Below are 24,454 nucleotides of genomic sequence, written 5' to 3'. Positions count from 1 at the left end.
GAGAATAAACGCTTTTCACTGACTTTGTCTTTTAATTTAAAAACTAAGGGTTTATTTATTTGAATCTCCTTGCATTCTATAAATTCGTAATTGGCAACGACAGTTGAGTCATATTGGAACCAATAACGATCAGGATAATTACCTATCATAAGTTGATAAATCATAACAACATCCTTTAAAATAATTACTTGAATTTTTATTTAAAATAGTTTTCCACTACGTGGTTCAATTCTTTTTGTTTTTATACGTTTATTTAAAGCTTCTTTAAATTGCTTTTGTATCCAATTTTCCTTTTGATCCTTGTTATGAATTTCATTCATTTAAGTTTTCATATCCAATGAGTATTGATAATATGATCGGGTATATTTAGAAATCTAAAAAATCATCATATTCAGAATAATAATTTAAGGCTTTTATAAAGTCTTTTGTTGTAGCTGAAGGTTTCTGTTCCATCACTGAATCGATTACATCAGCAAATTGCTCTCCTGAATAAAGAAAGTATAGTTTCTTTTTTAAAACAAAAGATGGATAGATTTCTTTTCCATCATCACCCACATTTGGATAGTCACCAATATAATAACTTTTGTTACTCTTTAAATCTTCATCAAATTCGCCATAAAGACAAAAATTATCATTTCTTTCTGTTGGTTTTTTTATATAAGAAATAATATCGTTTATTGGATAAAGGTTACCTTTAATCAGCATAGTATAAGTACTCCATAATAAAATTTAATATAATTTTTTACCTGTTAATACATTTAATCTTACACGTCGGTCTTCTTTTAGGATTATCTAAATTTCTTCTTCATAAAGGTTGTTTATAAAATCAGAAAATGATTTACAAACTAAATAGACATTTTCCATATTAGGATTTTCTTCCTCATCAGCTTCAAGCTCATGATCCCAAAAATAGATCTGGTTGTCTTCATTTTTTAGTTTCATAATAATAAGGTTACCCCCTGCATCATGGGCAATGGGAATAAAACCTGATGGAATCCTATTTTTATAATTAAAATAATACTTTTCAAGGTTGCTATTTTTTTCTTTCCCTAAGCTAAGAAATTGGTCAACAGAAGATGCGTCAGTTCTATCTGAAAAAAATTTAAAAGAAGCCGGGAAAGGTCTTCCTCCATTAAACTTTATCAAAAAATCTTTATAATCGTTTGGTAAAATACTTTGTATTTTTTTCTCAAAATCAGAGATATCTTGTAATACTGCCGGTTTTCTAGAACAAATGATCATAACTATAAATTACCTTTTACTTATTAAAATTCCACCTGAATATCATATTGCATTATGTAAACGGTGAAATCAGCTGCATATATCCAGAGTCCTGATGGTGGTGCCAATAAATCCTTAATTTTCTTTACCATTAGGCCACAACAAAAGCCTAATGGATCAATCCATATCAACCCATTAGGCGCATACTGATACAAATTAAACCCAGCCAAGAGCCCAATCGAGTCCGGTTGTGTAAATCTGCCTATATCAGGTCGCTGTACCTTAAAATATTGTAATGTAGGCTAATTTATTTGTCTAAATATTGCCCTTGAGATCTTAGGTTCTATTGTATTTTGGTTAGGTGGTTTCCGGCATAATAGCGATAATGCTGGGTACCACTGGTAGTCTGTTTGCTTTGCGGTTGGCTATTGCGAGTATAGCTGAATTATTGTAGCTGACTATGTAAAACTTCGTATTGTGTATAAGCTTTGTTATCGATATAAGTTAACTATTAGATGAAACAAAAAGTAATACAATTATATTAAAAAATTCATAAGTCATCTTCACAAACTAATTTAGACATAAATTCATTAAAGCTATTACACAGGAAAAGTGTACTTTTACTCTGATTATCAGATACCGATAGATTGTCAGACCATGTATCGAAAGTGCAATAGTAAACTTTTCCATTGTTGATATTAATACAAAAATAATTACCACCAGCATCCCTAGCAAAAGGTAGTAAATTTTTGGCCAATAAATTTCTATCCCATAAATTTTTAGCTATTGTGTCCATCAAATAGTTTTTATTATTATTAAATTTTTTATAATATTTAATTGGAGTCAACTCATGGATTGTGACATATTCATATTCGCCTTGTGGATCGAACCATGTATTATTTTCAGGCATACCACCATTATGTTTTAATAAAAATTCTTTTAATTGTTCTGGAATTTTTATTTTTAAACTATTTTCAATTTCACTTATATCATTTATGTTAACTGATTTTTGAGAATCGTAAAATTTGTTGCTTTTACGAGGTTTAATATCTTCATATTCTATAACGCAATCTTTGTTTTCTTCATCTTCAGTTAAACAATCCAAGAATTTTCCCAATGAATCAAATAAATAAATACTATTTTTTCAAAATTTTGTTCTTTACTAAGCGTAGTATCCCAAGCAAATCTAATGTATTGATATATAGCACCAGTATCAATATTTATACATAAAAATCCATCACCGTAATCCAGTGCAAAAGGTAGCAAAGTTTTCGGTAATTTATTTTCATTCCAATGTTCTAATACAATTCCTTCTAGTAAGAAATCAGGGTCATTTTTGAATGCTTGATTATATTTAATTGCAAGAAATTTTGAAATTTTAAATTTATATGGAAAACGATCAATTATACAAACATATTTGGTAAATATTCCCTCCATTGCAAGTTAAATAAAGCTGTTTTAAAGATGAAGGAATTTTGATACCTAATTTATTTTCGCATTCGGTTAAATTATCATTAGTTAATTGTTTTTCGCATTTAAAAAATTTATTTTTATTCAACATTTTCTATCCAATAATATATTGTTAATAAACTAACAGCTTTTTGTTGATTTCATCGATTTTTTGCCTGTTAACCAACCCTTTTCCATTGATTATCGTACTTAATGCTAAATCGCATTTTTCTATCTGTAGTAGTCATTCCTACAAACTTTTTTTTAGTTGAACCAAATTTTTTATATTAACTTTCTCAATTTTAGAACCTTTTTCTAATCAGGCTAAAGCTTTGTTTTTTTACTCACCAGTCGGTCGGGGTAGTCGTTCTAGTATCAGCTTAGTTTGATTATACAGATAAATATTATATTTTTAGAGAAATGCTATTTCCGCTCCACCTATATCTTCTACTTTTAAATTTTTAATTTTAACCCCTATTCCATGCTCTATATCTCCTAACCAATCAAATAAAAAACCATATTGATATTCAACATCGGGAAATAGATAAATTTTTATTAATGTCAGTTTATCTAATTTTTTTTTGTAAACTTTATCAATGTATGAAGCTGTTGCCTGCTCAATTAAATGAAGAAGCTCAATTTGGTGAGATATAATAAAATTTATATCTGTTTTCATTTTTTCATCACATTCTTCAGACTCTAAATAAACAACTGAAATTTTTTGTGATCCAAAACAACTTAAAATTATATCTACAGCTATACCATCATCTTCACAATACACAGCCATTTTATCAAAATACATTTCGCCTATTTCACGAACATCTTCAACATCACTCTTTAATGCCAAAAGAGCAAGTTTATTAGATAATTCTTCACTGATAGATTTAAACAAATAGATAAATATTCCAATATTTTGATAATCTTGATCATCAATTGCATCTTTAGTGTATAACCAAATATTTTTTTTTAACCAATTTTTATCTATAGATAGGATAATATCTTGACATAATTTGGTATTTCCATCTAAATTTTTCATTACTTCTATGATATTTGGCAATAAGTTAACCTTCATTTCTTCTGGTAGTTGCTTAATTACATGTAATAATAAAGGGTTTACTACTCCTGTTAAATCTTTTCTAATTAATTCTACAGATTTAGGGGAATTTACTAATAAAAAAATGTTATCAAGCATACTATCTTGCAATTTAATACATTCTTTAATAGCATTTTGAATTTTATTCAATTCATACATTTTATTTTTTTCCAACATATTCATAGGGAGGGAGTTAAATAATTCAATAAATTTTTTAGGATACATTTTAAACCGACTGTATCAATCCACATCACCCCATTAAGCGCATACTGATACAGTATTATACCCATCCAAAAGCCCAATCGAGTCCGGCTGTGTAAATCTACCTATATCTGGGTCGCAGTACCTTAAGGTATTGTAATGTAAGCTAATTTATTTGTCTAAATATTGCCCTTGAGATCTTAGGTTCTATTGTATTTTGATTAGGTGGTTTCCGGCATAATAGCGATAATGCTGGGTACCGCTGGTAGTCTGTTTGCTTTGTGTGCGCCCATGTTCGTCGTAGGTGTATTGAAGCCCGTTGAAGTTAAGTAAATGCTTAAAGCGTACCAAGTTTTGATTTTGGATACTACAGTCCTCTTTGTGTCTTTTATCCAGTCGGTTGGTTACGGCATTGTATTGCAGGGTTTCCCTGTCGGCGTGATTGCGGCAGTTTTCAATTTTGCCAGTAAGATCATAGAAACAAAATGTAAAGTTAAATTAAAATTAACAAATCTCTTTCACAATTCTAGACTAATAAAGAGTTTAATTTTATAGCTTATATTTATATAAATTGAAACTAATTGTGTATTAAATACACATATGCAACTTTTTTGGGCCCCTCATAAATTTCGAATTTATTTTGTGATTTCAAACGGCTTTCTGGTGCTGTGTCCATTAAAAATCTTACCGTTCCTAAAGAGCATATCTCACTATTTTTAATTTTGCACTCATCTATCTCAAATACTACACTCCATGCATTATTCGGCCATTCTTTATCCTCTTTAAAGCGAGAAACGGCATAGTATTTCCCTGCAGGTGGAATTGTTTTTCTGCCTCCTTTAGACTCATGTAGCCATACAATCTTTACTCGATTCATTAAAAATCATCTCCTATACTGCTTTAGCATAGTTTTCTAACGTTGATTGCTTCAATCTATGTTATCTTAGCGTGTTTATTTAAATCCATAACTTCAGCATATCTCGCCGGCCTTATACCATCAAGGTGAGTATTAAAATATAGTCTATTTTTTATAATGATAAATTTTTCTGGGATAGTCCAAAATCAATATACCCTTCCGAACTTATAACAAGACACCATTTATTGGATGAATCAAAAAAATAATGATGTTGAGGAATATTTTCAATAGCAAATGCAAGAAACCTCTCAAATTGTTGATTTGTTAACTGCACTGCAAAATTTAAAGACGAATCATTGATATAATAAATTACGCTACTTTTTTTTATTTCAACAAATATATCATTGTTATATAAAAAATTTTTTATCAGGAATAACCAGTTAGAATAGTTTCCAAAAAGTTGACTGCTTTTATAGTTAATAGTTTTTGTCCAATCAATCTTTGTTCCTTTCCAATCAAAAGAATCTGATAATTTATCTGCAATCTCTCCCCAATTATCTATCAGTTTTGGTTGATCGAATAATTGAGTGAGTTGTATTTTGATTTCATCATCAAGTGTCATAATTTTTTCCATGATTGAGATGGATTCACAAATAGATTTTGAAGTTTGATTACTGCGGATTCAGTAGCATCAAATAAAAAGTGTTCACCTTTATCTTTTTCACTAAACACATTATATGAGATCCATTTTTTCCATCTACAGTTGTCATTCCTATAGGCTTTTGTTTAGTTGAGCCAAATTTTCCTATATTAACTTTTCATAGCTATACTACGGGTACCACTGGCAGTTTGTTTGCTGTCGTAGGTGTATTGGAGGCAGTGTAAATCAAGTTGTTGGTTAAAGCCTACCACGTTTTGGTTTTCGGGTACTGCTGTCTTCGTTGCGCTTTTATCCAGTAGGTCAGTTGCGGCAGTTTTCGATTCTGCCGCTGATGACATAGTTTTAGTATTAACCAATTAAAATCTAAAAATCCCAATATACTTTAGTCCATTATAATTTTCTTTAAGAGGTTTTTGGATATTGAATTCACTTAATTCATCATCTGCTATATACCAAACTACAGCATTAGCTTGTTCTATACCTAATTGATGGCATTTTGTTTCAATTTGTTGTATGCAATCTAAATCTGATGTAACAAATTCATCAATCAGTTTATCAATTTTGACGCTTTTTTTTAACGGTTTAGGATAACCGATAAAGTCTTCATCATACCAATCATTACCCGTGTCTTTACAAAAACCACAGATTACATATTTAGGACTATCAATATCATGCTTATAGTCCAATTTAAAATATTTATTATATTCTCTAGTTGGCATAGTATTCGTACCTATCCATAGATGCCAATTTTTTGTAAGATCATCTTGTTCAATGATGGGATATTTAGAGTCAGCTTCAAATTCACCTATATATTTTAATCCATTGTAATTTTCTTTATAAGGTTCTTTTACCTCTAATTCCAATATTGGATCGTTATTAACATACCAAAATACTGCATTTGCCGATTTAATGCCTAATTCATTGCATTTTTCTATTATTTTTTTCTTTTCATTTTCATTTACTTCGACTTTATTGATAACAAAATCCATATCTTTAGGGGAAGAAAATTTTTCTAACATGATTAGATTTTCTGTCATGTATGCAATATTTCCAATATCTGCACAAAACGGACAGCTTGGTTTAAGATTTAGGTAATCTTTTTGTATTCCTTCAAATTGGTGAAAATAATTTTTATATTCTTCATCTGAAGAAAAATTATTACCTATCCACAGGTGGATAGTAACTTTATCCGAATTTAAATGACTCATCACTAATATTCCTTATTTATAGACAATTGGGTTTAGCTTTCATATGTTTACTATGCATACTGTCTATTATAGCTTGCGATTTTGAAGTAGCTTTATTTAATTTATCCATTAATTTAATATGAAATTCTCTCACCATCTTGATAATGATAGTGTTCCAAATAAGCACTAGTAAATTTTTGAATAAATTTACTGCTATGCTGATAATCCGTTTTGGGTTCAAAAAAACCGTTTTCTGTCGTCCATTCATAGACACTTTTATTTAGAGGCATTTTTGTTAAAACGCCACTTAAAAGATTTTTTTTAATAAAGTTTTCTGCCTGTTCTAACTCGCTATACACACCTGAGCAAAAATCAGCTTCATGTCCATGAAAAACCCATATAAATGATGTCATTACTTTTTTTCATTTAGTCTATTTGATTTACTCTTTATTTTGAATACACCAGTCATAACCACTAACATCAACTGGCGTGCTTCTATTGGTACGAATTTCCTGAATCATTTTTAGTCAGTTATAAAAATTTTCATTCAATATTTACGTCCGTAGATTTACATATTCTTCAAAAAAAGATTCAAACGATGGAGCAAGAACATTTAATATTTTTTTTGAAAAAAGATCATAATTAATAATTTGTCCAAAAGTATCTTTTCTACAATCAACACACCAACATACTTCGTCATCCTTAAAATAGATAACCGCTAGATTCATCGGTAAGGAGTATTCATTTCGACATTGACAGGTATCATAATAAATACTACCTTCAGACTCTGTTAATGCATCATTATTCACTATGCCTGATATCTCTTCTTCTACAATACCGCCGCCACCAACTAATAAAATAAATTCTTTCAACTCGGCTGGTAATGACAATTTTAATTTATTTTCAAGTATTTTAATTTGAGATTCATCACAAGAACCTAGCCAATATACTTCATCTTCAGCTTCATTATGCAATTTCTCAATAAGGCTTTTAATCTTACTCATATATACCTAATTCTTCTGCTTTTCCGATTAACTCATCTTGCAACGTACCTTGTATTTCTTCGCCATTATAGGTTAAGACAAAATCACCATTAATATTAGGAGGAAAATGTGAGCCATCTATTGTTCCAAAAATTGTTGACATTGTGTCTACCATTACTATGCGTAAAAAATTAAAAATCGTTTCTTGGTCGTTGTTTGATAATCCGACGACTATACTTCTTAATCTTGAAAAAGGATCTGCTTCATTTATTGGTTGACTTGAGTCACTTAAGTTTACTTTATAATATTGAAGCCCTTCATCAAGTAATTCAGATAAAAGTGACTTAACTACTAATTCATCATTTTTTAAAATTTTCATTTAACATCCTTTTTTACTATTATGTTTTACCTTGTTTAATTCAGGATACATTTTTTATTTTTAGCTATTAATTCTTTAAGGGGATTATTGGTGATTTTAGGAGGGGTGCTTGTTAACGTTCAAATATTTCTCACTAATAACACTCTTGCACTTTCAAAATGATTTCCTGATGCTGTTTTTCATTATATCTTTTTATAAAATTTTTTATACTTGCTTTAGGCACATACTGATACAAGTTAACACCACCCAAAAGCCCAATCCGATCTGGCAGAAAACTGAGGTAATAAGCATGCTAAATGAGCCGTTCGGACTCAATCCAATACCGACTATAAAAATACCCTATTTAAAATTAATTATTTTTTACTTTCTCTGATTTGAGCTAAGCCATTTTCAAGACGACTTAGGTTTTGATATTTGTTAGCAGCTTGACTTCTATTTAAATATTTAAGCCATCCCTCTACAGCTGTATTAAATAATGCTAGGCCTTCTGGCGTTACATTTTCCCTTTTAATCACTGTGTCGGTTTTTAATTTTCCTTGCTCATCAAAGGGCTCCAAATCGATTAATAATTTTTGTTTTTTTAAAAAACCGAATAAAGCTGTGGCAGTTTCAATGACAGCATCTTGAAGTTTTTTGCTTTTATTTTTAGTAAGCAACATAGGAATATTATATAAAGGATAATCAATTATTTCTTTATTAAATGCAATTTTCAAATCCTTATCATTGATATATCCTAGCATTTCCTCACTCAATAAATATTCCAAATCAATATCTTTGTAGGGGATATTATTTTTTTGTATAGTATATAGAATTATTAAAAATGGATAAGCGTATGCGTGTGGTTTATACATTATATCCTTAATCAATTTTTTATTTACTTCGATAAGATTATAGGCTCTTTCAAGATAGATGGTATTCAATATTTTAAGTATTGCATCAAAAATATTTTTTTTTCCACTTTCTGTTTTGGGTAATAAAATTGTATCAGTTTTTTCTTCATCAAAATAATGTGAACTATAAACCATAATTTCATTTTGTAAATTTGTACGATAAGGAGGTGAAATGTTATTAATAAAATGTTTGATTTCAGCTGAATATACATGCATATAGAATACATATTCATAACCTTTGTTAAAAAATTCAAGAAATATATTTGCCTTAGCTCCTTTTTTATTGTCTAAAATAATTTTATTCCTATTAACTTTAATATAAGGATATGATTTTAATTTATCTTTTAAGAAAATTTGTAATTCTTTTTCAAATTGGGTTCTCAATTCTTTAGACATCGTATATAGCCTCCAAACCTAACGCCTTTACCACTGTGCGCAGCAATTTCCATAAGTCCTTTTTCACCTTTAGATAATATAATAGTTACTTCTGTTTGATTTGAATTTATCTATTAGATTATTACCCCCTGCTCTCGTAATTTAGTTAGTACTTCACGCCCTTTTTCAGAAAGTTCCATTTTTTTTAAATAAATAGCCAGCCTGTTTTCAGGCGTTATTGAAATTCGTTTAGGATATTCTATAAAAGAATCTAAGGTATCATCTGGAAAAGGAATGTTAGGGTTATTGTAATCATCTTCATCTGGATCATAATCGTCTTCGACTTCTGTTCTTGTTATCATTGCTAATAAGGCATCAATGTCGTTGGCGACCAATTTTAAGTTTGTATTTTGTTCTAAATACCCCCCTTTCATATCAAAATATAGATCATTAACTTCGTGATCCCAGTGATAAATTTTACCCTTCGGGCTTAAACAAAGTAGGTCACCATAATTAAGGCTAGCTATCGCTAAATAATTTTCTGGAATGCGATCTAAATAGCTATCATTGATTGCCAGTAAATCTTCTGTATCTTTTTTTGAAAAACCAAAAATAACCTCTAAGGGTAACGCTTCGCCATCGCAATTAATACAATAGTCTATTTCAGCTTCATCATTTAAAATGATCACATTATATTGTTTTAGAAATTCGATATAGGCATGATTTATTTTTGTATTTAAATTTAACTTTGTAATACGTTTATCAATATCATTTGGAACACTGTATTTTGATGTAAACATTTTAACTCCAAAAATATCATCCATAAATAAAAGCTGATGAGATATTAATTTCGATATCATTCAAATTGGTAACACACCCTTTATACCAGAGAATTTTTGTACATTTATATCCAATGATTTAAAATAATTTAGCGCATCTGATATATTTGTAAATTGCTTAATGTCTTCTACCCCATAATCTTCTATAATTTCCATTTTCTTTTCCATGATATGAAAAATATAGGCATTATATAAACCATTTTCCTTTTTAAGTGCATATTGAAAAAAAAATCGCTCACCGTCTATCTCTTTTATTTCATCAAAACCTCTAACCTTACCCTGCTCTATAGCCGCAATGATTTTTTCAACTGAAACGTTACTCATCACTATCTATCCTTACGTTTAATGTTTAAATACACATGGTTCAATCCATATCATGAAGTTAAGATGATACTAATTGAGGTTAAACCCAGTTAGTAACCCAAATGGGTCTGGCTGTTTAAGGTTAAAGTCGACGGCGCGGTTACTATAGCTGTGAAATAATTTTTATGTATTTATTGCTATAATAAGACTGATTTAATAAAAACTATATATTGTTTAACTTATTCATCAATTCTTTCATGCATTTGTTTGCAATTTCTTTATATTTTACAGCTTTCTTTTCAGAATAATTTTTATCTAACATTTGTTCAAACTGAGCCATTGTACCCCAAAAATCCTTAGTTTGAATTGAAATTCCGCCGTTAACCCAACAAACAAAAAATAATTGGAGGTTATCTTCAGGCATTTGAAAATAAACAATATTCTGTATTTTATATAATCTATTTTTAAACTGTTTAATTAAGTGTGAGCATCGTTAATTTGCCTTCCAATGATAAAGAAATAATCAAGCCTTTTCCTTCTAGATTAACAACATCGCAAAATTTATTTATATTCCATTTTTTTAATTTAGATAGTTCGAGCCATTTATCTAGTGTCCAGTCATTTACGCTACCTAGCGTCACCATCTTTTTTCTAATACCATGCATATCAATACTTATATTTATTACAATGTTATTTTCAGATAAAATGCTGACATTACCATACAAATAGTTGTATATTTTAAATTTTTTATTTAATTTTGCTTTTGGTAGTTCTGGTTCACCCAATGTTTCATCAATAAGAGAATCTGGTGATCCAACACGCAACTTGTTAATTTGTAAACTATCAATAATATCCATTATCTCAATTTGAAACATTGGGCTCCATTCTTTATTCATTATTGACAACCTATCTTGGCATTATATTTATGTACATTTTATTGAATATCCCTGTAGCCTCTTGAATTTCTTCTTCCGCTTAAATTCTTAAGTTTAATAAAGATGGTGGCTTGGGTTGATAATAATAGACTTCACTTAACACTTTCACCTATTTTTGAAAACAAAGTATTGTATTTTTGCACTTATTTTGAATGGACTAGTCATCACTCTATTTAAAAAATTATTAATTTTTAGTTAACTAATAAATGCATTTTAGGCAAACTTATTAACCATAAAAATATTGCATAAAATGATCAATGTTTTCACCTAAAATCGGAGAAAGCGCCATTTTAATTTTGGGTAAAAATTCAGGTTTTATTTCATCACAATCATCATTTGTATATATTTCATAAATATTATATTGGTTATAGACAATATCAACAATTACGGTTAATGCTTGTATAAATTGAAGAAAATTATCGGCGATTTTGAACGGTTCTAAAACGTCATATGCAGCAAAAATAGAGGGGTTATTGTTATCTTCTTGAAAATTAAATAAAATAGGTTCACCTCCTCCGTTCTGTTCTAAAAAAACAATATAATCTTGCTTTTTTAAATTCGAAAAAGAGTAATTGGTGTTTCGTTGTTCTAAATTTAAATAGTCAATAAACGATAAAGAAGACATACCCGTCTCTATAACAAGCTGTTGTAGCTCAAATTGACGGTAAAACTCGATTAAACATTGATTGTTATGTAAATAGGATGAATCCACCTCTTTTGGGCTTTTAGCTAAGTACTGACCATCATCATGTTTTTTTAATATGTCTAATAATCTTTCAAATGCATTAATTTCTAACATTTTTTATCCCAATACCTTTAACCATTTAATAATTTTCAAATAATGGCTGTTTATCAATCATTCTTTAGCCGCTATTTTTATAACTTACACGGTGTATTTGTTTTCAATTCAAGTATTGAATAATACTCGACCTGTTTTTTTTAATCACCCTCTGCGATGATAATTTCATTTTCATTGCTAGCTTTAACAAGAAAATTAATAAAGTTGATAATGTCGCTGTCTTTACTCTTTGCTAAATAGCTAATAAGTATTTTTTGATGATCGGGATAAATTCTGGTTTTACCATATGGGTCAATAGAAATCCCAGTTTTTTCTTTTAAATAGCAAAATGAATTTTCTAATTTTTTAATGATATTATCATGTAAAATGAACAATGGTTTATTGCCATCGAAATCGGATAAATAAGAAAAATCAATCATAATCAATACGCTTAATACACAATATATTGTGTATTATTTTATCGTGTACGATATTACAAAAGCAATTTCTATGTTAAATGCGTTATCGGTATTAATCTTGCGCAGTACTATTAGTCATCAGATGTTTTTAAAAATCTTCCAGATCCTTATCACAAATTAATTTAGACATAAATTCATTAAAGCTGTTACACAGGAAAAGTGTACTTTTACTTTGATTATCAGATACAGATAGATTGTCAGACCATGTATCGAAAGTGCAATAGTATATTTTTCCATTGTTGAAATTAATACAAAAATAGTTACCACCTGCGTCGTTGGCAAACGGCAATAATTGTTTCGACAATAATTCTCTATTCCAAAATTGTTGGGCAATATGATCCATCAAATAGGCTTTATTATCATTTAAAGTTGCATAATATTTTATCGGAACTAATTCATGAATTGTGACATAATCATATTCGCCTTGTGGATCGATCCAAGTATTATTTTCGGGCATCCCACCATTCTGTTTTAATAAAAACGCTTTTAATTGTTCGGGGATTTTAATTTTTAAGATACTTTCAATCTCAGCAATATCACTGGTATCAATTGATTTTTCAGAATGATAAAATTGGTTACTTTCACGGGGTTTGATATCTTCATATTCGATAGCGTAATCGTTATCTTCTTCATCTGCGGTCAGACAACCTAAGAAATGTTCTAAAGATTCAGATAAATAAATACTATTTTTTTCGAAATTTTGTTCTTTACTAAGCGTTGTATCCCAAACTGATCTTAGGTATTGATATATAGCACCAGTATCAATATTTATACATAAAAATCCATTCTGGTAACTGCGAGCAAATGGTAGTAGAAACTTAGGTAATTTGTCTTCATTCCAATGTTGTAATGCAATTCCCTCTATTACAAATTTGGGATCATTTTTAAATGCTTGATTATATTTTATTGGAATAAAATTTGAAATTTCAACAATATAAGCTGGCTCACCTACCTTATACACACTTTTATATACAAGGCCGCCATTGCAAGTAAGATACAGCTGTTTTAAGGATGACGGTAATTGAATACCTAACTTATTTTCACATTCTGTTAGGTTATCAATAGTTATCTTCTTTTCGCATTCATAAAAATTATTTTTGTCAAACATCCCTTTCACCTAATGATAAATCCATAGCGTTGGGTGGGTATTATCTTGGCTTTTCCCCAGGTTAATTAACCCTACTGCTGCGTTACTTTGCTTAATAAGTTTTTATTCAATCGAATAGTTGTATCGTGACACTGTAACAAATAGACAAAATGACATCACGACTTGAATGACATCTTACGCTGAACACTTTTCTGCTATAAATTAAAAAGCGAAGATGTCAGCTATAAAATCAGTTTTAACCAATTTACATATTGACTATTTTGGTAATGAATATTTTTTTATTTTATTAAATCTTGTTCACGTAATTTAGTTAGTACTTCACGCCCTTTTTCAGAAAGTTCCATTTTTTTTTAAATAAATAGCCAGCCTGTTTTCAGGAATTATTGAAATTCGTTTAGGATATTTTATGAAAGAATCTAAGGTATCATCTGGAAAAGGAATGTTAGGGTTATTGTAATCATCTTCATCTGGATCATAATCGTCTTCGACTTCTGTTCTTGTTATCATTGCTAATGAGGCATCAATGTCGTTGGCGACCAATTTTAAGTTTGTATTTTCCCCCCTTTCATATCAAAATATAGATCATTAACTTCGTGATCCCAGTGATAAATTTTACCTTTCGGGCTTAAACAAAGTAGGTCACCGTAATTAAGGCGAGCTATTGCTAAATAATTTTCTGGAATGCGATCTAAATAGCTGTCATTGATTGACAGTAAATCTTCTCTATCTTTTTTTGAAAAACCAAAAATAACCTCTAAGGGTAACGCTTCGCCATCGCAATCGATACAATAGTCTATTTCAGCTTCATCATCTAAAATAATCACATTATATCGTTTTAGAAATTCGATATAGGCATAATTTATTTTGGTATTTAAATTTAACTTTGTAATACATTTATCAATATCTTTGGGTATACGATATTTTGATTTAAACATGGTTATTCCTTACATAATCAAATTGATGCATTATTTTTATAATAAAAGCTTTTTTATTTTGTATTGATAAAATATCATACTTAATTATTAAACGCCATTACGATGCAACTCATTAATTTAAATTAATATTTAAGTTGATAAACTATTATTCTAAACAGGTGATTTTGATGTTCGACAGCAAAAGCCACTCAAGATATAGAGAAAACATAAAAATGTAGTAAAGCAATATAAGCAAGTTATATCGCTTAGTTAGGATTGTAGTAAATTGCTATTGATAAAAGAGATGACGTCGTCTTTATCCATTTCAAATTCTGGACTTGCATCAATGCCGCTTAAATAATCGATAACATAGGCTAGTTTTGCATCAGTAATACGATGATCTAAATAGAATTCAAAAGCATAATTCGCCACGTTTGACGCAGTATAATTATTATCAAGCAGATAAAATAATCCGTTTAAAAACAATAACCTTAAGTCATGCATATTCATCCATCTATTATTTGTGAATTTAAATTACTCAATATATCAGCGTAAAAAAACGTTTCGTTATAAGAAAAGATCATTCTATTTTTAGAGGCGATAAATAGAATACTTGTTTCGTCACTGGGATAAAAAAAATCATTCCATGATTTTATAAAAATATCCACAGGCACAATCGCACTTGCTATTTTCCCCCAGAAGAAAAAAACAGATGAATGACCTGCTAGTTTGTTTTCGAAAAAAAACGAAGATTGTTTGGAATTTTTAAAATCTAAATCGATTTTTTCTGTCACTGAACAAAACATTGGTGGCATTTTCATTAAGTGATCAAATGGGAATATCATATCCCAAAATCGACTAGATTCATCTTCATCAAGAAAAATTATCCTCTTTTTTTCTTCAGAAGATAATATGCATTCTGTAGAGTTGAATCTCCAACCAATTGGATATTTTTTTTCATCAATAGTAAAACTTTCTCTATTCATAATAATATAGTCTAGTACCAACAAGATTTTAACCGTACTTGATTAGCATTATTTATTTTTATGAAAGTTCTATTTCTTTTGAAAAATCAAATGCAACCAGACCGGCTTCTTCTACTTTTTTGCCTAAATACTGTCCCTAATACCTTAAATTCTGTTATATCTGGCTATATTCTATTTCTTGTATCGGTTTGCCGCACAATTAATAGCTATATATTTTTTTTCCAACTCTGGCAATAACGCCTTAGGCACTATTAGTTTTTAAGTTATCAATCCTCGAGATCTTTTAGCCATTTTTGATATCTTTCTGGATCCTTTGCAATCAATGTTTTTAATGTTTCAAACACTTCTTTTATCCCTGAAGGATCCACTTTATATTTATTGAATACAAAAATCATTCCCTCTGCGATGGTATCAAGAACATAGAACATTTGTTGCGTATAACAACTAAACGTTTTATAAGGTATAAAAATTGAGAAATGCACCTCTTTTCGTTTTGATAAGGTTAAAGGACCGTAGACTAAATTTTTGTGTTCTTGTGTAGCAGAGATAGTAAAAACTAAATCATAATCTGTTGTTTTAAACAATTTGTCATAATGTGGAAGCGTTTTGTTTAATTTATTGAGATTTGATCTCCACGGATTTAAAACCGTATTAGTAATTTCATAATAAACGCCAACTTCAGCCCACAAGAATAAAAAATCAATCTTCATTTACATCGTCCTTTCGATTTATCACTGTTTTGATTGCAAACTGGAATTTTTCCTGTTTTTGTATAATGCTCCTCAATTTTCAGTGTCGCTACTGGTTTTGTTGTTGGAAAGCGTTTTCAATAGCATAAGTATCTTGCTATTTAACTTTAACTTTCTCTACACATACCCCAACTAATTTGATATTTTTCAGCCTTTCATAAATACTTTCATATAAAAGTAAACCCAATTCCGTACAGCATATTGGGTATGGTGGATATTCGCTCTCAAGTAAAAACCACGGCGCTCTTTCTCTTCTTGAGTGAAAATGGCAGTCAGGGCAGACAAAAAGACGCTCATTTTCAGGAATAGGCTGTCCATCAAAAATATATGGTTTTTCACCTCTAAGTACAACGTAATCATATTTACTAATAAAAGTTATAAATGGCTGTTTATGCTTTTCACTTTCCACTTTATTATAAATAGAACCTATATTTAAATGTTTTTCAGCCTCTTCACCCAGCAAATTCAATAAGCGCAGCGACATACTACTAGGTATCAGAAGATGACCTACCATGGGCATATCTAGATTTTTCCTGATTTTCCCATCCGTAATCACATCCATACCACCGTGAGGTAGTTTTAGTGTATGGCAATAATGACAAAATTGCTCTTTGTTTTTACGCTCCCATTCGGGAACGATATCGACAGTGTCCATTCCTGAATAATATAGGTGATAAAGTTGTTCACGCTTCATTTAATTTCCTCATATCTATTATTATCTATATTCTCCCTAACAGCACTTTCAATATTAGTTCCATATTTTGCATCAGTTTTCCTAGCGGCATCAAAAGACGGTTGCTAGCTTTGCCCAGTCGGTGTTTTTCGATACGGCGTCGATTAGGCGGTGTTAGACGTCATAATCGAGTACAGGGTGCCGTTGGAAGTCTCATTCTAGGTGTTACAATAACGTCAAAATTTGTGCTAATCAATCTAGAGTAGATTAATTTTTTGAAATAAATTACATTATTATTTCAAATAAATATTATTTTTCTTTTGGTTCCCAAAAAGAATCATCAGAAACAAAAATCTCATTCAGTTTTAAATCTAAAGGAATATATTCAATATAATCAGCCATTTCATCATATGGTGAAGGAAGTGTAAAAGATATACCGTAATCTTCGTCAACAATAAGTGTACCATTTGGAATGCGCTGACTTTTTGTTAACAAGATAAGCTCTTTCATCGTAATCCCCGCATACAATTTTTTCTTGTATTTCCCTTGATAATGTTCATTACATCCTACAGCAATAATGTCACCTTCAGAATTAGTAGAAATTATTATTGTCCCAGCCTCTAAAAAATAGGCATACATTTTTTCATTAAAAGGGTAAGGGGTCATATATTCTTTTACTTCGACCGTAAAATTTTTGTATATTTCATCTAAATAAAAATCTATATGGCGTTCCAATTCAATATTTCCTAAAGATTTATAGCTAACTATATCTGCATTAAAATCAATCATTTTTCATTTTCCATTCATAAGCATTCCGTTAATATAGACAGGTGAATCTTGAATACGATCATAGTTTTTAAATTCCCAATGGCCAATTCTACCTAAAACCTCATCTGGCCCTTTGCCTGTTGATTTATAGACTTTCCAATAATCATTACTGTGTATATTAGGTTGAGATGCAGAACCACCTGTATGATAATCCAATTTATATGTTGTACCAGATTTAGTTGTTTTAACATAAACTGTATATTGAATAGCGTACGGATTTTTTGCTTATGATTTCGTTACCTTCCTCCCCTTCGATATCAAGTAATCATAAACTTCTTCTGGCTTTTTACTTGCAAACGATTTAACCAACATTTAGATCCGTTTTTTTTACGTTTGAATCCTTCGGAAGGTTTACAGCTCCAGTTCCACGGTTCGATCCATATCAACCCATTAGGCGCATACTGATACTAATTAAACCCACCCAACAGCCCAATCGGGTCCAGCTGCGTGAATCTACCTATATCACGTCGCTGTACCTTAAAATATTGTAATGTAGGCAAATTTATTTGTCTAAATACTGTCCCAATACCTTAGGTGATGTTGTATCTGGCTGTGTTCGATTTCTTGTATGGTGTTGCCCCGCAGCTGATAGCTGCATGACCATACAATATGATCGGTTTCATCAGTAAGTTCTTCTGGGGCACCGTTGACATCGGTGTGGTAGTACAGCACTTATGTTCTGTACCGGTGGTGGTCTCTACACTAGCTAAGGGTTCGTAGACGCTTTTACTTCTATCGGTACGAGTTTCTTGAATCATTATTAACCCGTCCCACAGAAAGTGGGTACGGTTGCAGGCTTTGCCCGCTCGGTCTATCTGGTGCTTTTCGATACGTCGGCCTAAGGCATCGTAGCTGTCGTACTGTGTACCTTTGCAATCTGTTTGCTAAGGGTACGGTCGTGTGCGTCGTAGGTATATTGCAGTCCACATAAGTTATGTAACTGTCTGCAACGTATTAGGTTCTGATTTTCGCTTTTTCTGTCTTGGTGCAACAGTTTTCGATGCGGCCGGTGCGGTCAGAGTGGTAATCGGTCTGTCCTTGCCGGGTATGTTTTTTACTCACCAGCCGGTCGAGGTTGTCGTACTGGTAGCGGCGGTCGGTAAGGATGTCGGACAGGATGGTGTTGTGGCCACGCCGAGTTTGTTTACGTTGTAGGCGGCTGTTGCGGCCGTATTTGAATTCGGTGTTCAGTTGCCCCTGACTGCGTAGGACTTCGCGGTACAGGTGGCCGGACCCGTAATACAGGCTGTTGAGGGTTCGCCCGTCCGGCAAAGTGGTGGCGATGCGGTTACCCGAGTTGCTGTACTGATAGCATAACGTCAGAAATGGTAAGTAATTTCGGCTATGTTGCCTGCGGTAAAGTCGACAATGTTAACATTATCAAGGAAATTAAACGTTAATTTTTTCACTTGAATTCTTTAGTTTAACAAAAATACTTGGTTGAATTGATAATAATTAAGAAAGATTAAAGAGTATATTTTTCCCATTTATTATCTATGTCATCGTAAACTTCTTTTTTATCAATCCGCCATTCATGATTTTTAAAATGCAAAGTATATCGAAATTGATCTTTTACGCCATTTTGTTCTTGAGTATATATTACTATTTTATTATTTTTCAATTCTTCGGTTTTTAAAAATTTTTCATCTGGCGAATATTCAGGCGGATTACCACAGCCCAATGAAACTTGCCGTCCATATTTTCGCTCTTTCTTTGTACAATATTTATTAAATATACAATTCAAATCATCAATCATATTTAAGCGAACTTCTTCGGATGAACCATTTTTTACAAGTGGATAATAATGTTTCTCCCAATTATTCATTGCAATAATAAAATTTTTTAAAATATTTTCTGCATTTTCTAAACTCATTTTATTTACCTAATTATCAAATACTTCGCTTAACACATTTTTCCCATTTTGAGAAACAGAATATTGTATTTTTGGACTAGTACTACCTTTGTCATAAATAAAATTCCATTCTATATCTACCGTTCCATTTTTTTCAATATATCTTCTTACTCGCTTCTCAAAAGTTCGGTATTTTCCCCGATTCAAACCTTTTAATTGAGGGAAAACATTATCTGTGACACCTGAACCTTCTAATATTTTAGCTAAGATATGTAAGCGTCATCATTTGCATTACCTAATCTTGTAGCCCAAGCTTTTGAAGAGGATTTGTTGCTGTCCCTGTGCCTATATCAGCTTTGGAAACTGTTGCTTTTGCTGAAAGAGGCTGACCATGAGTGCCCCGTTCAACTTTTACCTTACAAATCCAGCCCCACGGATCAATCCACATCAGCCCATTAGGCGCATACTGATACAGATTAAACCCACCCAAGAGCCCTATCGTATCCGGCTGCGTGAATCTGCCTATATTCGGGTCATAGTACCTGAAAGTATTGTAATGTAAGCCCGTTTCTCTGTCTAAATACTGTCCCTGATACCTTAAGTTCTGTTGTATATCGGTATGTTCGATTTCCTGTATCGGTTTGCCCCACAGCTGATAGCTACATGCCCATACAATATGACCGTCTTCATCAGTGAGTTCTTCCGGGGCACCATTGACATCGGTGTGGTAGTACAGCATTTTCTGTTCCGTACCGGTGGTGGTCTCCACTCTGGCTAAAGGCTCGTAGCCGCTTTCATCAGTGTAGATATAGACGTTTTTGCTTCTGTCGGTACGGGTTTCCTGAATCATGCTTAGCCCGTCCCACAGATAGCGTTTCGTTTATCAGATGTCTTTCTGACTATTGTTAATAGCCAGGTTTACTAAATTAGATTATGTGTATAAATCTATTCCTTTTACTTTATTTTTTATAAAAAACTGTCGTAACGACTCTGAAATCACAATTAGCCCTATAGATTCTTCACACCTTGCCATACAAAATTGCTCATTTATATTTTCTTTAAAGACAATTTCATAAAATTTTTTAGGTCCATCAGGCAAACTCTCTAATAATGGTATATATTCAGATTTATTCATATCAATACATGATATTAAACGCAGAATATTTAAAACCTTATAACCAGAATAGCTGCGACCATTAACAATTATAGTTGCATCTATTAGCTGGACATCATGTAAAAAATCTTGATTGTTTGAAAGTAAATTCGCAAGTCTAGGCGAGATAAAAACAGGACCATCACTGAAATAAATATCATAAGAGAGTAAACGTTTTTCACTTACTTTTTTTTCTAATTTAAAAACTATTGGTTTATTTGATTGAATTTTTTTGCATTGTAAAAGTTCGTAATAATCATCTCCAGTTGAGATATATTGAAACCAATAACTATCAGGATAATTACCTATCATAAGTTCATAAATCATATCAACATCCTTTAGACGGCCTAATTGAATTTTTATTTAAAATAGTTTTTCCACGACGTAAATCCATTCTTTCTGTTTTTATTAGTTCATTTAAATGTTTTTCGTATTGCTTTTGTGTCCAATTTTCTTTTTGACCCCTTTCATAAATGTCATCCATTTGCCTTTCTATCTTCCGTGTGTATGGTTTATGTGAACCGTTGTGAATCGTTCTAGTAGCATGCGCATCAGCTGAAGTAGGCAGATACATTATATTTTTAACCGAATGAATATTCATACCAGCCGCTTTAATTAAATTATGATTTTTCAGTTGCTGTGGAATAATATGATGCTTTTGGAACCCATCAATCTTCGGCATCGTATTATATGTCCATAAACCCCAAGGATCGATCCATATCAACCCATTAGGCGCATACTGATACAGATTAAATCCACCCAGCAACCCAATCGGATCCGGCTGCGTGAATCTGCCTATATCCGGGTCATAGTACCTGAAAGTATTGTAATGTAAGCCCGTTTCTCTGTCTAAATACTGCCCCTGATACCTTAGGTTCTGTTGTATCTGGCTGTGTTCGATTTCCTGTATCGGTTTGCCCCACAGCTGATAGCTGCACGCCCATACAATATGACCGGCTTCATCAGTGAGTTCTTCCGGGGCACCGTTGACATCGGTGTGGTAGTACAGCACCTTTTGTTCCGTACCGGTGGTGGTCTCTACTCTGGCTAAGGGTTCATAGCCGCTTTCATCAGTGTAGATATAGACGCTTTTGCTTCTGTCGGTACGGGTTTCCTGAATCATTCTTAGTCCGTCCCACAGATGGCGTTTCGTTTATCAGATGTCTTGCCTGACTATTGTTAATAGCCAGGTTTACTAAATTGGATTATGTGTATAAATCTATTCCTTTTACTTTATTTTTTATAAAAAACTGTCGTAACGACTCTGAAATCACAATTCGCCCTTCAGATTCTTCACACCTTGCCATACAAAATTGCTCATTTATATTTTCTTTAAAGACCATTTTATAAAATTCTTTTGGTCCGTCAGGCAAACTCTCTAATAATGGTATATATTCAGATTTATTCATATCAATACATGATATTGAACGCAGAAAATTTAATGCCTTATAACCAGAATAGCTGCGACCATTAACAATTATAGTTGCCTCTATTAGCTGGACATCATGTAAAAAATCTTGATTGTTTGAAAGTAAATTGGCAAGTCTAGGAGAAATAAATTCAGGACCATCACTGAAATAAAAATCGTAAGAGAGTAATCGTTTTTCACTGACTTTTTTTTCTAATTTAAAAACTAATGGTTTATTTGATTGAATCTCCTTGCATTGTAAAAATTCGTAATTGGCAACTACAGTTGAGTCATATTGAAACCAATAACTATCAGGATAATTACCTATCATAAATCTATAAATCATATCAACATCCTTTAGACAGCCTAATTGAATTTTTATTTAAAATAGTTTTCCCACTACGTAAACCAATTCTTCTTGTTTTTATTAGTTCATTTAAAGCTTGTTTGTATTACTTTTGTGTCCAATTTTCCTTTTGACCCCTTTTATCAATTTCATTCAGTTGCTCTTCTATATCCCGTGTGTATGCTCTATGTGAACCGTTGTGAATCGTTCTAGTAGCATGCGCATCAGCTGAAGTGGGCAGATACATTATATTTTTAACCGAATGAATGTTCATGCTAGCCTTTTTAAGTACATCATGATTTTTTAATTTCTGTGGAATAATATGATGCTTTTGGAACCCATCAATTGACGGCATCGTATTATATGTCCATAACCCCCACGGATCGATCCACATCAGCCCATTAGGCGCATACTGATACAGATTAAACCCACCCAAGAGCCCTATCGTATCCGACTGCGTAAATCTACCTATATCTGGGTCATAGTACCTTAAAATATTGTAATGTAAGCCGATTTATTTGTCTAAATACTGTCCCAATACCTTAGGTGATGTTGTATCTGGCTGTGTTCGATTTCTTGTATGGTGTTGCCCCGCAGCTGATAGCTGCATGCCCATACAATGTGACCGTCTTCATCGGTGAGTTCTTCTGGGGCACCATTGACATCGGTGTGGTAGTACAGCACTTATGTTCTGTACCGGTGGTGCTGCCTATTCAAGACAATGGGGTTCTGTCAGTATCAAGGTATGACAATTATAGCCGGCTATAACAAAGTTGAATCCAGTACAGACTATAAAAGTAAAATATTTAAAATTAATTATTTTTTACCTTCTCTGATTTGAGCTAAGCCATTTTCAAGACGACTTAGGTTTTGATATTTGTTAGCAGCTTGACTTCTATTTAAATATTTAAGCCATCCCTCTACAGCTGTATTAAATAATGCTAGACCTTCTGGTGTTACATTTTCCCTTTTAATCACTGTGTCGGTTTTTAATTTTCCTTGTTCATCAAAGGGCTCCAAATCGATTAATAATTTTTGTTTTTTTAAAAAACCGAATAAAGCTGTGGCAGTTTCAATGACAGCATCTTGAAGTTTTTTGCTTTTATTTTTATTAAGCAACATAGGAATATTATATAAAGGATAATCAATTATTTCTTTATTAAATGCAATTTTCAAATCCTTATCATTGATATATCCTAGCATTTCCTCACTCAATAAATATTCTAAATCAATATCTTGGTACGAGATTTTATTCTTTTGTATAGCATATAGACTGATTAAAAATGGATAAGCGTATGCCTTAGGATAATAAATAATATCATCAATCAATTTTTTATTTACTTCGATAAGATTATAGGCTCTTTCAAGATAGATGGTATTCAATATTTTAAGTATTGCATCAAAAATATTTTTTTTCCCACTTTCTGTTTTGGGTAATAAGATTGTATCAGATTTTTTTTCCCCAAAATAATGTGAACTATAGACCATATCCTTATTATCGAAATTTGAAGAGTAAGGAGGTTGAATACTATCAATAAAATCTTTGATTTCAGATGAATATACATACATATGGAATACATATTGATAATATCTAGAAGGTACAATAAATATATTTGCTTTAGCCCCCTTTTTATTGTCTAAAATAATTTTATTCCTATTTACTTTTATATAAGGATAAGATTTTAACTTATCTTTTAAAAAAATTTGTAATTCTTTTTCAAATTGGGTTCTTAATTCTTTAGACATCGTATATAGCCTCCAAACCTAACGCCTTTACCACTGTGCGTAGCAATTTCGATAATTCCTTT

38 protein-coding genes and 2 pseudogenes are annotated in these 24,454 nt (G+C 31.4%); all 40 read right to left on the bottom strand.

The genetic code is table 11. The features are described from left to right. Positions 1 to 366: 366 nt before the first annotated feature. Positions 367 to 705 carry a DUF7716 domain-containing protein gene (locus J3U56_RS05995; RefSeq protein ID WP_267347769.1) on the bottom strand — a complete coding sequence of 113 codons (339 nt, stop codon included), beginning with the start codon at positions 703 to 705 and terminating at the stop codon, positions 367 to 369. A gap of 87 nt (positions 706 to 792) precedes the next feature. After that, positions 793 to 1,242, bottom strand: coding sequence for an SMI1/KNR4 family protein (locus J3U56_RS05990; RefSeq protein WP_267367052.1), 450 nt, complete (start codon positions 1,240 to 1,242; stop codon positions 793 to 795). Between the two features lie 23 nt (positions 1,243 to 1,265). Beyond that, positions 1,266 to 1,487 carry an RHS repeat domain-containing protein gene (locus J3U56_RS12165; RefSeq protein WP_416379710.1) on the bottom strand — a complete coding sequence of 74 codons (222 nt, stop codon included), beginning with the start codon at positions 1,485 to 1,487 and terminating at the stop codon, positions 1,266 to 1,268. Between the two features lie 284 nt (positions 1,488 to 1,771). Next, positions 1,772 to 2,326, bottom strand: a complete 555-nt coding sequence (locus J3U56_RS05985) for an SMI1/KNR4 family protein (RefSeq protein ID WP_267347771.1) — start codon at positions 2,324 to 2,326, stop codon at positions 1,772 to 1,774. After that, on the bottom strand, positions 2,314 to 2,658 hold the full coding sequence (locus J3U56_RS05980) for a hypothetical protein (protein ID WP_267347773.1): 345 nt from the start codon (positions 2,656 to 2,658) through the stop codon (positions 2,314 to 2,316). Before J3U56_RS05980 ends, J3U56_RS05985 begins: the two co-directional genes overlap by 13 nt. Then, the gene (locus J3U56_RS12160) at positions 2,621 to 2,782 is read right to left on the bottom strand and encodes an SMI1/KNR4 family protein (RefSeq protein WP_416379707.1); all 162 of its coding nucleotides are present in this window, start codon (positions 2,780 to 2,782) and stop codon (positions 2,621 to 2,623) included. Before J3U56_RS12160 ends, J3U56_RS05980 begins: the two co-directional genes overlap by 38 nt. A 300-nt stretch (positions 2,783 to 3,082) precedes the next feature. Beyond that, complete coding sequence (locus J3U56_RS05975) at positions 3,083 to 3,988, bottom strand: hypothetical protein (protein ID WP_267344170.1); 906 nt, start codon at positions 3,986 to 3,988, stop codon at positions 3,083 to 3,085. A 33-nt stretch (positions 3,989 to 4,021) separates the two neighbouring features. Beyond that, entirely contained in the window at positions 4,022 to 4,093 is a 72-nt protein-coding gene (locus J3U56_RS12155) for a hypothetical protein (RefSeq protein ID WP_416380301.1), read from the bottom strand. Positions 4,094 to 4,541: 448 nt separating this feature from the next. Then, entirely contained in the window at positions 4,542 to 4,841 is a 300-nt protein-coding gene (locus tag J3U56_RS05970; protein ID WP_267347775.1) for a hypothetical protein, read from the bottom strand. Positions 4,842 to 4,992: 151 nt separating this feature from the next. Continuing rightward, positions 4,993 to 5,442: a hypothetical protein gene (locus J3U56_RS05965; protein ID WP_267367049.1), complete on the bottom strand. Its 450-nt coding sequence runs from the start codon at positions 5,440 to 5,442 to the stop codon at positions 4,993 to 4,995. A gap of 188 nt (positions 5,443 to 5,630) precedes the next feature. Further along, complete coding sequence (locus J3U56_RS05960) at positions 5,631 to 5,837, bottom strand: hypothetical protein (RefSeq protein WP_065632887.1); 207 nt, start codon at positions 5,835 to 5,837, stop codon at positions 5,631 to 5,633. Continuing rightward, positions 5,838 to 6,689, bottom strand: coding sequence for an immunity 22 family protein (locus tag J3U56_RS05955; protein WP_267332758.1), 852 nt, complete (start codon positions 6,687 to 6,689; stop codon positions 5,838 to 5,840). A gap of 113 nt (positions 6,690 to 6,802) precedes the next feature. After that, positions 6,803 to 7,081 (bottom strand): DUF7710 domain-containing protein, encoded by a 279-nt coding sequence (locus J3U56_RS05950; RefSeq protein ID WP_267332757.1) that lies wholly within the window; start codon positions 7,079 to 7,081, stop codon positions 6,803 to 6,805. A 141-nt stretch (positions 7,082 to 7,222) separates the two neighbouring features. Beyond that, on the bottom strand, positions 7,223 to 7,672 hold the full coding sequence (locus J3U56_RS05945; protein WP_267332756.1) for an SMI1/KNR4 family protein: 450 nt from the start codon (positions 7,670 to 7,672) through the stop codon (positions 7,223 to 7,225). Beyond that, complete coding sequence (locus tag J3U56_RS05940; protein ID WP_267332755.1) at positions 7,665 to 8,030, bottom strand: hypothetical protein; 366 nt, start codon at positions 8,028 to 8,030, stop codon at positions 7,665 to 7,667. The genes J3U56_RS05945 and J3U56_RS05940 overlap by 8 nt, the downstream gene beginning before the upstream one ends. Before the next feature lie 353 nt (positions 8,031 to 8,383). Further along, the gene (locus J3U56_RS05935) at positions 8,384 to 9,316 is read right to left on the bottom strand and encodes a hypothetical protein (protein WP_267347777.1); all 933 of its coding nucleotides are present in this window, start codon (positions 9,314 to 9,316) and stop codon (positions 8,384 to 8,386) included. Positions 9,317 to 9,429: 113 nt separating this feature from the next. Further along, positions 9,430 to 10,095 (bottom strand): SMI1/KNR4 family protein, encoded by a 666-nt coding sequence (locus tag J3U56_RS05930; protein ID WP_267367046.1) that lies wholly within the window; start codon positions 10,093 to 10,095, stop codon positions 9,430 to 9,432. A 60-nt stretch (positions 10,096 to 10,155) separates the two neighbouring features. Continuing rightward, positions 10,156 to 10,458, bottom strand: a complete 303-nt coding sequence (locus J3U56_RS05925; RefSeq protein WP_065632882.1) for a hypothetical protein — start codon at positions 10,456 to 10,458, stop codon at positions 10,156 to 10,158. A gap of 202 nt (positions 10,459 to 10,660) precedes the next feature. Further along, positions 10,661 to 10,861 (bottom strand): hypothetical protein, encoded by a 201-nt coding sequence (locus tag J3U56_RS05920; RefSeq protein WP_267347779.1) that lies wholly within the window; start codon positions 10,859 to 10,861, stop codon positions 10,661 to 10,663. 49 nt (positions 10,862 to 10,910) lie between these two features. Then, entirely contained in the window at positions 10,911 to 11,333 is a 423-nt protein-coding gene (locus J3U56_RS05915; RefSeq protein WP_267347781.1) for a hypothetical protein, read from the bottom strand. Positions 11,334 to 11,598: 265 nt separating this feature from the next. Further along, positions 11,599 to 12,171 (bottom strand): SMI1/KNR4 family protein, encoded by a 573-nt coding sequence (locus J3U56_RS05910; RefSeq protein ID WP_267347782.1) that lies wholly within the window; start codon positions 12,169 to 12,171, stop codon positions 11,599 to 11,601. Positions 12,172 to 12,311: 140 nt separating this feature from the next. Beyond that, positions 12,312 to 12,590: a hypothetical protein gene (locus tag J3U56_RS05905; protein ID WP_267332749.1), complete on the bottom strand. Its 279-nt coding sequence runs from the start codon at positions 12,588 to 12,590 to the stop codon at positions 12,312 to 12,314. A 127-nt stretch (positions 12,591 to 12,717) separates the two neighbouring features. Then, positions 12,718 to 13,737: an SMI1/KNR4 family protein gene (locus J3U56_RS05900; protein ID WP_267347783.1), complete on the bottom strand. Its 1,020-nt coding sequence runs from the start codon at positions 13,735 to 13,737 to the stop codon at positions 12,718 to 12,720. Between the two features lie 330 nt (positions 13,738 to 14,067). Then, positions 14,068 to 14,277 (bottom strand): hypothetical protein, encoded by a 210-nt coding sequence (locus J3U56_RS05895; protein ID WP_267347785.1) that lies wholly within the window; start codon positions 14,275 to 14,277, stop codon positions 14,068 to 14,070. Between the two features lie 2 nt (positions 14,278 to 14,279). Next, positions 14,280 to 14,672 carry an SMI1/KNR4 family protein gene (locus J3U56_RS05890; protein ID WP_267347787.1) on the bottom strand — a complete coding sequence of 131 codons (393 nt, stop codon included), beginning with the start codon at positions 14,670 to 14,672 and terminating at the stop codon, positions 14,280 to 14,282. 249 nt (positions 14,673 to 14,921) lie between these two features. After that, positions 14,922 to 15,155: a hypothetical protein gene (locus J3U56_RS05885; protein WP_267347789.1), complete on the bottom strand. Its 234-nt coding sequence runs from the start codon at positions 15,153 to 15,155 to the stop codon at positions 14,922 to 14,924. Between the two features lie 2 nt (positions 15,156 to 15,157). Next, on the bottom strand, positions 15,158 to 15,637 hold the full coding sequence (locus J3U56_RS05880; RefSeq protein ID WP_267347790.1) for a hypothetical protein: 480 nt from the start codon (positions 15,635 to 15,637) through the stop codon (positions 15,158 to 15,160). Positions 15,638 to 15,903: 266 nt separating this feature from the next. Further along, positions 15,904 to 16,347 (bottom strand): hypothetical protein, encoded by a 444-nt coding sequence (locus tag J3U56_RS05875; RefSeq protein WP_267332745.1) that lies wholly within the window; start codon positions 16,345 to 16,347, stop codon positions 15,904 to 15,906. A 136-nt stretch (positions 16,348 to 16,483) separates the two neighbouring features. Beyond that, positions 16,484 to 17,080 (bottom strand): hypothetical protein, encoded by a 597-nt coding sequence (locus tag J3U56_RS05870; protein WP_267367044.1) that lies wholly within the window; start codon positions 17,078 to 17,080, stop codon positions 16,484 to 16,486. Positions 17,081 to 17,368: 288 nt separating this feature from the next. Continuing rightward, positions 17,369 to 17,848: a hypothetical protein gene (locus J3U56_RS05865; protein ID WP_267367042.1), complete on the bottom strand. Its 480-nt coding sequence runs from the start codon at positions 17,846 to 17,848 to the stop codon at positions 17,369 to 17,371. 549 nt (positions 17,849 to 18,397) lie between these two features. After that, entirely contained in the window at positions 18,398 to 18,559 is a 162-nt protein-coding gene (locus J3U56_RS12150) for an RHS domain-containing protein (protein WP_416379531.1), read from the bottom strand. A gap of 282 nt (positions 18,560 to 18,841) precedes the next feature. Continuing rightward, entirely contained in the window at positions 18,842 to 19,159 is a 318-nt protein-coding gene (locus J3U56_RS05860) for a hypothetical protein (protein ID WP_267332742.1), read from the bottom strand. A gap of 193 nt (positions 19,160 to 19,352) precedes the next feature. Beyond that, the gene (locus J3U56_RS05855; RefSeq protein WP_100151982.1) at positions 19,353 to 19,760 is read right to left on the bottom strand and encodes an NTF2 fold immunity protein; all 408 of its coding nucleotides are present in this window, start codon (positions 19,758 to 19,760) and stop codon (positions 19,353 to 19,355) included. 9 nt (positions 19,761 to 19,769) lie between these two features. Then, entirely contained in the window at positions 19,770 to 19,997 is a 228-nt protein-coding gene (locus tag J3U56_RS12145) for a DNA/RNA non-specific endonuclease (RefSeq protein WP_416379545.1), read from the bottom strand. A 37-nt stretch (positions 19,998 to 20,034) separates the two neighbouring features. Beyond that, positions 20,035 to 20,589: an RHS repeat-associated core domain-containing protein gene (locus J3U56_RS05850; protein ID WP_267332741.1), complete on the bottom strand. Its 555-nt coding sequence runs from the start codon at positions 20,587 to 20,589 to the stop codon at positions 20,035 to 20,037. A gap of 81 nt (positions 20,590 to 20,670) precedes the next feature. Next, a complete protein-coding gene (locus J3U56_RS05845; protein ID WP_267347792.1) occupies positions 20,671 to 21,219 on the bottom strand; it encodes an imm11 family protein in 549 nt (182 codons plus the stop codon). Between the two features lies 1 nt (position 21,220). Beyond that, positions 21,221 to 22,039 (bottom strand): annotated as a pseudogene (locus J3U56_RS12075) (RHS repeat-associated core domain-containing protein); the annotation flags it as partial. Between the two features lie 58 nt (positions 22,040 to 22,097). Next, on the bottom strand, positions 22,098 to 22,646 hold the full coding sequence (locus J3U56_RS05830; protein WP_267367039.1) for an imm11 family protein: 549 nt from the start codon (positions 22,644 to 22,646) through the stop codon (positions 22,098 to 22,100). Positions 22,647 to 22,752: 106 nt separating this feature from the next. Further along, positions 22,753 to 23,330 (bottom strand): annotated as a pseudogene (locus J3U56_RS12140) (RHS repeat-associated core domain-containing protein); the annotation flags it as partial. A gap of 132 nt (positions 23,331 to 23,462) precedes the next feature. Beyond that, positions 23,463 to 24,392 carry a hypothetical protein gene (locus J3U56_RS05820; protein ID WP_267332738.1) on the bottom strand — a complete coding sequence of 310 codons (930 nt, stop codon included), beginning with the start codon at positions 24,390 to 24,392 and terminating at the stop codon, positions 23,463 to 23,465. Between the last annotated feature and the right edge of the window lie 62 nt (positions 24,393 to 24,454).

It is taken from the genome of Gilliamella sp. B2824 (assembly GCF_026536245.1).
Taxonomy (GTDB): Bacteria; Pseudomonadota; Gammaproteobacteria; order Enterobacterales; family Orbaceae; genus Gilliamella.
Note: the sequence above shows the minus strand (reverse complement) of the source record. Positions and strands in the feature narration are given on the sequence as shown.

Coding starts and splice junctions, on each gene's coding strand:
- J3U56_RS05980 (WP_267347773.1), bottom strand. CDS start 2,658: ATGGAGGGAATATTTACCAAATATGTTTGTATAATTGATCGTTTTCCA.
- J3U56_RS05845 (WP_267347792.1), bottom strand. CDS start 21,219: ATGATTTATGAACTTATGATAGGTAATTATCCTGATAGTTATTGGTTT.
- J3U56_RS05865 (WP_267367042.1), bottom strand. CDS start 17,848: ATGATTGATTTTAATGCAGATATAGTTAGCTATAAATCTTTAGGAAAT.
- J3U56_RS05965 (WP_267367049.1), bottom strand. CDS start 5,442: ATGACACTTGATGATGAAATCAAAATACAACTCACTCAATTATTCGAT.
- J3U56_RS05905 (WP_267332749.1), bottom strand. CDS start 12,590: ATGATTGATTTTTCTTATTTATCCGATTTCGATGGCAATAAACCATTG.
- J3U56_RS05915 (WP_267347781.1), bottom strand. CDS start 11,333: ATGAATAAAGAATGGAGCCCAATGTTTCAAATTGAGATAATGGATATT.
- J3U56_RS05930 (WP_267367046.1), bottom strand. CDS start 10,095: ATGTTTACATCAAAATACAGTGTTCCAAATGATATTGATAAACGTATT.
- J3U56_RS05945 (WP_267332756.1), bottom strand. CDS start 7,672: ATGAGTAAGATTAAAAGCCTTATTGAGAAATTGCATAATGAAGCTGAA.
- J3U56_RS05850 (WP_267332741.1), bottom strand. CDS start 20,589: ATGATTCAGGAAACCCGTACCGACAGAAGCAAAAACGTCTATATCTAC.
- J3U56_RS05935 (WP_267347777.1), bottom strand. CDS start 9,316: ATGTCTAAAGAATTGAGAACCCAATTTGAAAAAGAATTACAAATTTTC.
- J3U56_RS05830 (WP_267367039.1), bottom strand. CDS start 22,646: ATGATTTATAGATTTATGATAGGTAATTATCCTGATAGTTATTGGTTT.
- J3U56_RS05870 (WP_267367044.1), bottom strand. CDS start 17,080: ATGAAGCGTGAACAACTTTATCACCTATATTATTCAGGAATGGACACT.
- J3U56_RS05855 (WP_100151982.1), bottom strand. CDS start 19,760: ATGAGTTTAGAAAATGCAGAAAATATTTTAAAAAATTTTATTATTGCA.
- J3U56_RS05880 (WP_267347790.1), bottom strand. CDS start 15,637: ATGAATAGAGAAAGTTTTACTATTGATGAAAAAAAATATCCAATTGGT.
- J3U56_RS05990 (WP_267367052.1), bottom strand. CDS start 1,242: ATGATCATTTGTTCTAGAAAACCGGCAGTATTACAAGATATCTCTGAT.
- J3U56_RS05955 (WP_267332758.1), bottom strand. CDS start 6,689: ATGAGTCATTTAAATTCGGATAAAGTTACTATCCACCTGTGGATAGGT.
- J3U56_RS05875 (WP_267332745.1), bottom strand. CDS start 16,347: ATGAAGATTGATTTTTTATTCTTGTGGGCTGAAGTTGGCGTTTATTAT.
- J3U56_RS05975 (WP_267344170.1), bottom strand. CDS start 3,988: ATGTATCCTAAAAAATTTATTGAATTATTTAACTCCCTCCCTATGAAT.
- J3U56_RS05925 (WP_065632882.1), bottom strand. CDS start 10,458: ATGAGTAACGTTTCAGTTGAAAAAATCATTGCGGCTATAGAGCAGGGT.
- J3U56_RS05820 (WP_267332738.1), bottom strand. CDS start 24,392: ATGTCTAAAGAATTAAGAACCCAATTTGAAAAAGAATTACAAATTTTT.
- J3U56_RS05910 (WP_267347782.1), bottom strand. CDS start 12,171: ATGTTAGAAATTAATGCATTTGAAAGATTATTAGACATATTAAAAAAA.
- J3U56_RS05890 (WP_267347787.1), bottom strand. CDS start 14,672: ATGTTTAAATCAAAATATCGTATACCCAAAGATATTGATAAATGTATT.
- J3U56_RS05950 (WP_267332757.1), bottom strand. CDS start 7,081: ATGACATCATTTATATGGGTTTTTCATGGACATGAAGCTGATTTTTGC.
- J3U56_RS05970 (WP_267347775.1), bottom strand. CDS start 4,841: ATGAATCGAGTAAAGATTGTATGGCTACATGAGTCTAAAGGAGGCAGA.
- J3U56_RS05940 (WP_267332755.1), bottom strand. CDS start 8,030: ATGAAAATTTTAAAAAATGATGAATTAGTAGTTAAGTCACTTTTATCT.
- J3U56_RS05900 (WP_267347783.1), bottom strand. CDS start 13,737: ATGTTTGACAAAAATAATTTTTATGAATGCGAAAAGAAGATAACTATT.
- J3U56_RS12160 (WP_416379707.1), bottom strand. CDS start 2,782: ATGTTGAATAAAAATAAATTTTTTAAATGCGAAAAACAATTAACTAAT.
- J3U56_RS05885 (WP_267347789.1), bottom strand. CDS start 15,155: ATGCATGACTTAAGGTTATTGTTTTTAAACGGATTATTTTATCTGCTT.
- J3U56_RS05995 (WP_267347769.1), bottom strand. CDS start 705: ATGCTGATTAAAGGTAACCTTTATCCAATAAACGATATTATTTCTTAT.
- J3U56_RS05920 (WP_267347779.1), bottom strand. CDS start 10,861: ATGCCTGAAGATAACCTCCAATTATTTTTTGTTTGTTGGGTTAACGGC.